We start from the raw sequence: 9,998 nt of genomic DNA, 5'->3' as shown, positions 1-9,998 counted from the left end.
CTGAGTATTGCTACCCATTTAGGTTAAACGAAACGCACGCACAGATTAATTATACCATGGATTTGGTTAACTACGTACCTACGTTCACCCACCTTATATCCCACGGCTAAAGCACATGGGTTTTACGGTGCTTTCTATAAGAATCAGTTAGTGAGACTACGGGTAACAAAAGGGAAGGGTTTTCCGAACTTTCCACAGAGTTTCAATGCGATCGCACTCTTGGTGATTCCCTATCTGCAATCCTTCCACCGCAAAATAAAATCGTTTATTAAGTTGAATAATTTGGTCGTAGATGCGTTGACGCGCCAGGGTTTCTTCTGGCAGTTGAAACAAACTGTAGGCAACAATCCCATCTAGCTCGGGTAAGTCATTGAGAACTTGTTCCAGGATTAGATTGCATCCCGTCATGGCATATTCAGTGGCACTGAGCAAATAATGAAGGTTATGGCGATCGCAATAATCTCGAATCACCAAATTTTGGACGTGCTGTGGCACACGCTCCCCCATAAATGGACGACTAAAGATATATCCGCGAACTTTCAGAATCATAACTTGGGTAAATCATAACTCATCCCTGCCTGAGAAACTGCCCGCAAAGTAATCGGCTCAAAGAACTCGCCAATTTTCTTATCGCCATAAGGAGTAAACACTCCCTTAAATCGACAGTTCATTGACCAGCGTGTTTCTAGCTCCTCGTTGACTCGATTACCATGAGGCAATGCTTGATTAAAAATCAACACTTCACCATACTTTACCTTCAGCCACTTAACTTGATGGGCGATCGCCTGATAAAGTTCCTCGCTACTCGCTCCCGCTCGTTGCCCGAATTCGCGATTAAGCTCGGCAGCGGGTTCAGGTGGTAAAAGGTACATCGCTTTTGTGCCATAGCAATCCACTAAAGGCAGCCAAACCACCACCTCAAAAGGGGAATCACCCGACCAAGTGTCGGCATGAACAGGTAATAATGAACTATCATCTCCTGGAAACTGAATGCTCAGATTCACCCGTAGCTGCATTGACAACTCATTCCCCACGAGGGTTTCTAGATAAGGCCGCGCCACCCGAAAATACATCAATCGAAAGTTGTCCAGGCTGTTAATCCCGCGAATAATCTTTAAGCGGAAAGAATTAAGGTTAGCACTTGAGACCCTTTCATGGATAGTATTTAACAAAACATTAGGCTCATCATCAGCAACCAGCCCCAATGCATCTTGAACTAAGCGAATAAACTGCTCCCGGATCCAGACCAAAGCGGGCAAATCTGCGACAGGACGAATGATATACCCCTGATGCTGATACTCGGCTGAGATTTGCTGTTCGGATTCTGTCAAAAACATCATCTTACGACTTATGAAGTTGTTGAACCATAGCAGCACAAAGGGAATCTACGGTAATTCCCCAATGAGTCAGTAAGGAATTCTGAGTGCCATACTGGTCTGCAAAGCGATCGGGAATCCCTATTCGATAAATTTTTGCTGTTTGCTCTGGCATTTCATCACTGCAAAACTCTAGCACTGCACTCCCTAACCCGCCAATTCGCGTATGTTCTTCTACAGTCACCACACCTTTAACTTTGGGCAACCAATGACTGAGAGTTACCCGATCAAGGGGTTTGATGGTGTGAATATGCAATACTCCACAATCAAGTCCTGATTGTTCCATCTTTTGAGCCGCTTCCAGAGCCATCTGTGTCATTACACCTGTACTTACAAATAACCCGGCATCCGGCTCACGCAGTAGAATAGCTTGACCTATCTTAAAACCATACTCAGGTTTGCTGACAATAGGATCGCCCCCTTTCGCCAGACGAATATAGATCGGATGGGGCCAGTCAATTGTCTGAGGCATCAAGCGATTCATTTCATCAGCATCACAGGGGGCAATAATGGTCATATTAGGCAGGGTTCGCAAAATGCCAATGTCCTCCACAGCTAAATGGGTAGGACCCAAAGGGGCATACACCACGCCACCACCGTTGGCAATCAGTCGCACTGGTAAGTTTTGAAGGCATAGGTCTAGAGCAACCTGTTCGTAACAGCGACGAGTCAAAAAGGTGGCGATCGTATTGACGAAAGGAATAAAACCTTCCATTGCCAGTCCTGCTGCCATGCCAATAATATGTTGCTCGCTGACCCCCTCCATAAAAAAGCGATCGGGTATTTCCTGTTTCATCGCCTCCAGCACCCCAGGTCCGAGATCCGAGCCAATGAAAACCACTCGCTCATCCTGTTGAGCCAGTTTATGAACATAATTTAGGGCAGATTTACGCATTACTCTTTATCTCAATTACCGTAAACACTCATACATCGCCGCAATCTCTTCTTTTTTGAGACGAGATTTGTGATGCCACTCCGCTTGACCTTCTGCAAAAGGAAAGCCTTTGCCTTTAATCGTGTGACAAATGATTGCCGTTGGTTTGCGATCGCTAAGGGGTAGGCGCTGCATCAGTTGCTCCAGGGCATGGACATCATGACCATCAATTTCTTCCACCTCAAACCCAAAACTGCGCCATTTATCAATCAGGGGTTCTAGATCTAAAACCTCCTGCGTTGATCCGTAGGATTGCAGCTTATTGTAGTCCACGAAGACGCTGAGGTTGGAAAGCTGATGTTTCGCTGCTGACATGGCGGCTTCCCAAACAGAACCCTCGTTAATTTCACCATCACCTGTGATGACCACTACGCGATAAGATTGCTTACGAATTTTAGCTGCAAGAGCCATTCCAACTCCCATAGGTAAACCATGTCCCAAAGCACCTGTGGAAGCTTCTATACCAGGAAGCTTACCCTTTTCGGGATGACCTCCTAAACGGGATGTGGGCTGACAAAAGGTGGTTAATTCTTCTTGGGGAAAGAAACCTTTGTCTGCCAGTATGGCATACAGTGCTAAACAGCCATGACCTTTACTTAGGATTAAGCGATCGCGATCGTTCCAGTAGGGTTCTGTCGAGCGATAGTGAAGAAAGGAATCGTAGAGTGTGCGAAGGATTTCAACCATTGACATTGAGGAGCCAATGTGGCCACGTCCTCCCCCTACTAAAGCATCAACAATTAGTGTTCTCAGATGTTTTGAACGAATGTCCATTTTTAGACAGGCATCTCCTTGATTATTGCTAATAAATTTTTCGCTTTGTTTAGCTGCCTATGCTGAAGATTAGCGATGTCTTGGGAGCATTTAGGCTCTAATGAAGAAACTTGGGCATGAAGCCTATGCTGGAGTTTGTCTTCAAGAAATTCATTGAGTAAAATCAAGCACCACCGCAAACCATATAACGGTAAATATGCATTTAACCTTTCGTGAAAAGAATCATCATCAATAAAAAGACTTTTTGCGAAATCAAGCCATTCATTTTTAAAAGTTGGAGACAGATTCATCGCAGGATGCCAGTAAAAATCTGACACTAATTTAACCGGATCGTCCCAACCAAAATATTCAAAGTCCAAAAAAATAAATTGCTTTTCATTAACTTTAATTGCATTATGACTACCAAAATCGGCAGGACTGAGAATTTGTAAAGATTGGGGTAATGATTCTGCAAAAAAATGTTTACATTTAACTTCTATCGATAAAGACTGAAAGTAAGGATCAAAATTCTCATTTAAAAAAGATTGCAACATCTCTGAGTTAACAGATGTTAATTTTTTTCTTCGAGTTTCGATCTGCCGGATTAATTCACTTCCCGAAAGGCAAGCTTCTGACGCTTTACTAAATACTTGACTAAGTTGTTCTGCTTGTGAGCGGCTATCTTTTAATAAGCGGCGCACAAAATCAAATACATGGCTCAAGAATACTTGATCTACTTGTTCTACAGATTGACCATTAATCCAACTATAGATTCCCCAGCCTAAACGAGAGTCCAAGATAACACATTCAGGAACAGGGTATTTTTGGCTACATAAAGTTTGATAAGCTAATGATTCTGTTTCTAGGCGTGGACGGACATCTATTTGACGATCTGGATATATCTTTAGTATATATTTTTTCTGAGAACTCAGTAATTTATAAATTTTACTATTACCTTGCCCCTTTTGCAGTAAGACTTTCTCGATATTCAAATAAGGAAACTTGTGTTGGGTTAATTCAACTATATCTTTTTCTTCCCAGGAATGATATAAATAGTTCGTTATTTGTCGCCAAGATTGAAAATTATTGATAGATTCTTCCGTCAGTGAAGGAGGGTCAGGATTAAACCATAATTTTTGAATATTAGGAAAATTTTTATCCATTAAAACTACTTGTAAATCATCTATGAAATGAGTACATTCAAGTGATTTTATTCGCTCTATTTTATCTTTCCTAGTAGATTCAAAAAATATATTGTTTTCGGAAATAGACCATCGATCTGTACCCACAATTTCTTGTTGTTTCAGCCAATTCAAGGCTTGTTGTCTCAAAGAGATTTTCTCTTCGTCAAAATGACCAAATTCTGATTTATGACTAACAATATATAGATGAACTCCGCGCTGTTTACTCAGATATAAAAATTCATGAAATTCATGAAATATATCAGATTGAAGCATATATTTACCATAGACTTGACCTTGTAATTTTTGCCAGGTCAAATCGCCACTTTTTTGTTGTAAAAGATGCGCTTTAACATCATTTTTAGATGAAAATACGGCATCTTTTACAAGACCTAAGTCAGAAGCAATCTTTGGAAAGAGGCGATCATAGCAAACTATAGTATTATCAAAGTCAATTCCTATACGAAACATAATTATTTTAGTTTTAAATTTTGCATACGTTTTATGTTGAAGTACCGCTCATCCGTGAGGGAATTGGGTAATAAACCCGACTCAAAAGCCCGCTTCATATCCTCAACTGCCTCACGGATAGTATGCTTGGGTACAAAACCCAAACGTACAGCAATTTTTCTAGAAGAAATATGGTAAGAACGGTTATCATTTGTTGGTGTCCTGACTAGCTTAACATCGTCACCCATTACCTGCTGAACTGTTTTTGCTAATTCAAGCACCGATTGATTTTCATAGCCAGCATTAAAAATTTCACCAGCGATTTTTTCCGTTGGAGATTTTAATAAAACCAAATAGCTCTCCACCATATCCTCAATATGAATATTAGGGCGGAGCTGCTCTCCACCAAGCACGCTGATTTCGCGCTTATGAAAGGCTAAATTAGAAAGGATATTTACAACTACATCTAACCGTTGTCGAGGAGAATAACCACATACAGTAGCGGGGCGAATCGTGACTGTAGTAAACTCCAAAGATTGATACTCAGCCAAGATTTTTTCACAATCTGCCTTGAATCTTGAATAATCAGTTAAAGGCTCTAAAGACATTTCTTCATGAACGTCTGCTTCTTCTTTTATCCCGTAAACAGATGACGAAGAAGCATAGATAAATCGTGTTACACCAGCTTGCTTGCTAATTTCAACTAAAGGTCGAAAAGCATCCAAGTTAATCGACTTACCCAATTCAGGATTTAACTCAAAACTAGGATCGTTAGAAATACAAGCCAGATGAATTACAGCATCATGCCCTGGTATGGTCTGTTGTAAAAGATTCTGATCGCGAACATCTCCTTTGATTGCTTTGAGGTGAGGATGAGATGGTAACACTTCCTCACCATAAATCATTAAATCTAAAACTGTGACTTGATAACCTTCTGCTAATAAACGGGGTACTAATCGCGCTCCCACATAACCAGCACCACCAGTAATATAAATCTTTTTAAGTTCTTCTGTCATGGTCAACCTCTATAGTCAAATCTTGTTGTTTAAGATAAATATTTAAACCAATCTTGGGTAGCAGTAGCAATAGTTTCTGGAGTCCAAACGGGAGCATTCTGCCAATAATCAATATTTTCTAAAATTTTTGCTACTCCTGCCTCAATGGTAACATTAGGAAACCACCCTAATTCTTGACCAATTTTCGTAATCTCAGCAAAGGTACAATCAGGTTCTCCTGGACGCTTGGGAATATAAGTTTTTTCACCTCTAAGCAGTTCTACTAAACGGTTAACGGAAACTGTTTGACCACTCCCGACATTATAGATGCTCCCAACGCGATCGCTCATAGCTGCTGTAATCATCGCTGATGCTACATCTGTAACATAAGTGAAATCTCTAGTTTGGGTACCATCTCCCACAATTGTTAATGGTTTATTCCCTAATTTTTGTGCTAAAAATACTCCAAATACTGCTCCATAAGTCCCCGAAGTACGAGAGCGAGTTCCATAGACATTAAAGAAGCGTAAAGATAAAGCTGGAAGTTTATAAACCTGAGTCCAGTGCATTACCAATTCTTCCCCTAATCTTTTCGTTAAAGCATAGGGATATTGAGGACGAATTTCGGCGGTTTCAGGGGTTGGATAATGATCAGGAATCCCATAACAGGAGGAAGAAGCCGCATAAATAAATCTTTTTATACCAGCAGCGACACTGGCTTGTAAAACATTAAATGTGCCATCAACATTAGCACGAAAATAGGCATCAGGTTTTTGAATGCTGGGCACAATGTCTGCTAAAGCGGCTAAGTGAAAAATCCAATCAATATTTTTAAATTTTTCCACCCAAGATCCAGGGGTAGAAAGATCACAATCAATCAATTCGACCTGACCCTGAACATGAGATAAATTTTCAGGACGACCTGTACTAAAGTTATCCAAAACAATAATTTCATGGCCGAATTGAAGGAGAGTATCCACAACGTGGCTCCCAATAAATCCAGCACCTCCAGTAACAAGCGATCGCATCATTGTTATCCCTCCTTATTTAACCGCCATTGGCTTAACTTCTTTTGCAGTTTCTTCACATAACCACTGCATACAGATGTGGCCTACGATTAACTGTATATCCTCTGCTATTTGCATATCATCTACAGGGAAATGAAGCGGCACATGAGCCAATTCTTTACAAATTCCTCCCGAATAACCTAAAATAGCGAAAGTTTTCATACCCATCTGATTAGCAACATCTAAAGCTTTCACAATATTGGCGGAATTGCCGCTTCCAGATAAAGCAATCAATATATCACCAGGATTTCCTTTAACTTTTAACTGTTGAGCATAAATTTCATCATACCCTAAATCATTTGCCAAACAAGTCAGAACTGCTGGATTAGCACTTAATGCTTCTGCACGAATTCCGCTACCTACTTTCATCCCTGTTCCATAAATCAAGTCATTGGCCAAATGAACTGCGTTTCCAGCACTTCCCCCATTTCCACATAAATATACATTTTTTTTGTTCTTCCATGCGGACAACAAAGCCAAGCCCAACGGCTCAATGAGTTTCATTGCATCCAATTCTAAGGCTTGCTGTAATTTTGTGGCATAACTTCGGATATGGCTTTCCATTGTTTCAGTTTTTTCTAGTTTACTTAATTAATACAAAGGTTTAACAAACAAGTTAATATCTCTAACATAATCAGACAATTTTTTCGGCCCCCATAACAAATAAAAATTATGTCATTATTTTCCTATTAACGGACTATTTTTGTATTTGCATTTTAAGTATAACACAGATTCAGATAAATCTGAACTTGAGACAAATTTGTCACCACAGCTGTGGGGACTACGGACAAATTGGGTAAGGTTTTTTGGGCATAAAAAAGATTACATCCTACTCCTGCTGCCTGTCCTGCCTCAATATCTCGTGAGCGATCCCCTACCAGTACAGAAGTTTTCAGATTTAATTTAAAATCTTCAGCGGCAGCTAGAATCATTCCTGGCTTAGGTTTACGCCAATTGGACTCTCGCTGGTACTGACCCATTCCCTTCGTAGGATGATAAGGACAAAAATAAACCTGGGCTATCGGGCAATCCTGATCTTGAAAGATTTTCTTCATCCAATTCATCAACCGCTCAAAATCGTCTTCAGTGTAATAGCCGCGACCAATGCCCGACTGGTTGGTCACCACAAAGATTAAATAGTCGAGGGAACGGGCATGGCGGCACAAATCGAAAATACCGTCCACAAATTCAATCTGCTCAGGACAAGAAACATAGTCATAATCGACATTAATTACCCCATCTCGGTCTAGAAATAGTGCTTGCTTACCTTCCATATCTTTGACTACTTGCACAATAATTAGAATCAGTTTGTTTTGGCAGGAATGACCTGAGCCATACGTTTGAATTTGTGATTACGTTGACATAATTCGTCATAAGTGCCTGAATCTATAATCTGTCCCTGATTCATAAAATAAAGGCGATCGCAGTTCTTCACGGTACTCAATCTGTGAGCAATCATAATCAGAGTTTTCTCTCCACTCAACTTCTCCACTGCTTCCATCACCCCAGCCTCAGTCTGATTATCCAAAGCTGCCGTAGCCTCATCCATCACCAAAACCTCTGGATTATGATACAACGCTCTGGCAATCCCCACTCGTTGCCGCTGCCCTCCCGACAGCCTCACCCCCCGTTCCCCTACCAAGGTATCCAACCCTTGCGGTAAACTTTTCACCAATTCAGTCAACTGGGCAGACTCAACCGCAGACTCAATCCCATCCTCGTTAATCCGATCTGCGGGAATGCCAAAAGCAATATTATTCCTCAAAGTATCATCACATAAATAAATACTTTGAGGAATATACCCAATCAACCGCTGCCAAGCCGATAAATTATCATAAATATCGCGACCATCGACTAAAACTTGCCCCTGAGTGGGTGGCAACAGACCCAGAATCACATCTACAATGGTTGTCTTGCCAGCCCCTGAAGACCCGACAAAGCCCACTGAAGTTCCTTTGGGAATGGTCAGAGAAACACCTTTGAGGGCATTATCACTGGCTGCAGGATAACGATAGAAAACATTTCTTAACTCGATAAATGTTTCCAGAACAGGCTTCGTGTCAGCTAGTTTGCTGGTGAAATTAACTAATTGGCTACTTTCTAGAAGGGGTTGTAGTTCCCTTAAATCATGGTAGATAACATTAACCGCATAAGAACTAAAGCGGATAGTTGTCACTGAATTCAAAATTCGATTAATCGATGGCATCAATCGAAAAGCGGCGGCGGCAAATAAAGATAGTGTGGGAATTACCTCACTTAATTCTCGCCCTTGAACCAAAACTGACACAAAAATCAGCATTAGCCCGACTACGGCGATAGTCTCAATAAACAATCGAGGTAACTGGCTAACAATTTGGAAATACTGCAACGTGCGATTAGAAGCACTATTATGCTGACGATAAACCTCCAGAAAAAATTGCTCTCGCCCTAAAACCTTCGCTTCCTTGACTCCTCCGAAAGCTTGATTAATCGTCTGAATCTCCTGAACCTGATGATATTGCCGCGCATTTCCTAGCTGACTTAGCTTAATGCGAACAAATTGATAGAAGCTAACCGTTGCTAACCCAATGAGTCCAGACGCCATTAAACAAGTCACTGGATCCATTAGGAATAGAAGTAAAGCGAGGCAAGTGAGGATTGTAATTTCTGTGAGAGCTAATAAACCGGGAGTTAAAACACTCCCACAAACAATTTTCGTTTCAGAACTTAGATTACGAATTAATTCGGCACTGTTGCGTTGTAAGTGAAACGTATAGGGACTGTAGAGATAGGCGCGAAAAAGTCGGAAACACAATTCGACTTGTTTATTATAAATAAAACGGCACTGTAAATAGGTTAATCCAGTCAAATACGCATTTTTAACTAAATAAATCCCAATCAACCCCAAGCCAGCCCCGATTAAGAAATACCTGGGTTCAGTAGCGCCAAACACTTGATAGACCCATCCTAGAATTCCTTCCTCCTGAAGCAGTTGAGGATTTTCTAATAAAGAGATTAATGGCAAAACTAAGCCAATGCCTAAAGTTTCCAAGCCAGCGCCAATCAGAATTAGGATAAACAGCCCAGCGATTTGCCAACGTTCTTTAGTTGTGAATAAATAGAGTAATTTCTGGAAAAATTTCATTCAATTTAGTCTGACTTTTGGTTATTTGCCTGAGAATATCACAGATTGAATTTGCGACTCAAAAACCACAATCTACCCTCTTTCAATCGACCAATATTTTTTTCAAAACTTTAATCAT

Annotated in this window: 10 protein-coding genes; all 10 read right to left on the bottom strand. The window is 40.8% G+C overall.

Annotated elements, in window-relative coordinates; genetic code table 11:
• Nucleotides 1–156 precede the first annotated feature (156 nt).
• On the bottom strand, nt 157–549 hold the full coding sequence (locus J0895_RS16460; protein ID WP_207089129.1) for an LIC12192 family sporadic carbohydrate cluster protein: 393 nt from the start codon (nt 547–549) through the stop codon (nt 157–159).
• Nucleotides 546–1,340 carry a sporadic carbohydrate cluster 2OG-Fe(II) oxygenase gene (locus J0895_RS16455; RefSeq protein WP_207089128.1) on the bottom strand — a complete coding sequence of 265 codons (795 nt, stop codon included), beginning with the start codon at nt 1,338–1,340 and terminating at the stop codon, nt 546–548. The genes J0895_RS16460 and J0895_RS16455 overlap by 4 nt, the downstream gene beginning before the upstream one ends.
• Nucleotide 1,341: 1 nt before the next feature.
• Nucleotides 1,342–2,271, bottom strand: a complete 930-nt coding sequence (locus J0895_RS16450) for a transketolase family protein (RefSeq protein WP_207089127.1) — start codon at nt 2,269–2,271, stop codon at nt 1,342–1,344.
• Nucleotides 2,272–2,286: 15 nt separating this feature from the next.
• Nucleotides 2,287–3,084 (bottom strand): transketolase, encoded by a 798-nt coding sequence (locus J0895_RS16445; RefSeq protein ID WP_207089126.1) that lies wholly within the window; start codon nt 3,082–3,084, stop codon nt 2,287–2,289.
• A gap of 2 nt (nt 3,085–3,086) precedes the next feature.
• Nucleotides 3,087–4,715, bottom strand: coding sequence for a hypothetical protein (locus J0895_RS16440; protein ID WP_207089125.1), 1,629 nt, complete (start codon nt 4,713–4,715; stop codon nt 3,087–3,089).
• Between the two features lie 2 nt (nt 4,716–4,717).
• Nucleotides 4,718–5,710, bottom strand: coding sequence for an NAD-dependent epimerase/dehydratase family protein (locus J0895_RS16435; protein ID WP_207089124.1), 993 nt, complete (start codon nt 5,708–5,710; stop codon nt 4,718–4,720).
• Between the two features lie 29 nt (nt 5,711–5,739).
• Nucleotides 5,740–6,720, bottom strand: a complete 981-nt coding sequence (locus J0895_RS16430) for an SDR family oxidoreductase (protein ID WP_207089123.1) — start codon at nt 6,718–6,720, stop codon at nt 5,740–5,742.
• Nucleotides 6,721–6,732: 12 nt separating this feature from the next.
• A complete protein-coding gene (locus J0895_RS16425; RefSeq protein WP_207089122.1) occupies nt 6,733–7,320 on the bottom strand; it encodes an SIS domain-containing protein in 588 nt (195 codons plus the stop codon).
• A gap of 152 nt (nt 7,321–7,472) precedes the next feature.
• Nucleotides 7,473–8,048 carry a D-glycero-alpha-D-manno-heptose-1,7-bisphosphate 7-phosphatase gene (locus tag J0895_RS16420; RefSeq protein ID WP_340643538.1) on the bottom strand — a complete coding sequence of 192 codons (576 nt, stop codon included), beginning with the start codon at nt 8,046–8,048 and terminating at the stop codon, nt 7,473–7,475.
• Between the two features lie 11 nt (nt 8,049–8,059).
• Nucleotides 8,060–9,880 (bottom strand): ABC transporter ATP-binding protein, encoded by a 1,821-nt coding sequence (locus tag J0895_RS16415; RefSeq protein ID WP_207089121.1) that lies wholly within the window; start codon nt 9,878–9,880, stop codon nt 8,060–8,062.
• Between the last annotated feature and the right edge of the window lie 118 nt (nt 9,881–9,998).

Source organism: Phormidium pseudopriestleyi FRX01, assembly GCF_017313335.1.
Lineage (GTDB): Bacteria > Cyanobacteriota > Cyanobacteriia > Cyanobacteriales > Laspinemataceae > Laspinema > Laspinema pseudopriestleyi.
The sequence above is the reverse complement of the archived record's forward strand: the minus strand, read 5'-3'. Positions and strand labels throughout refer to the sequence as shown.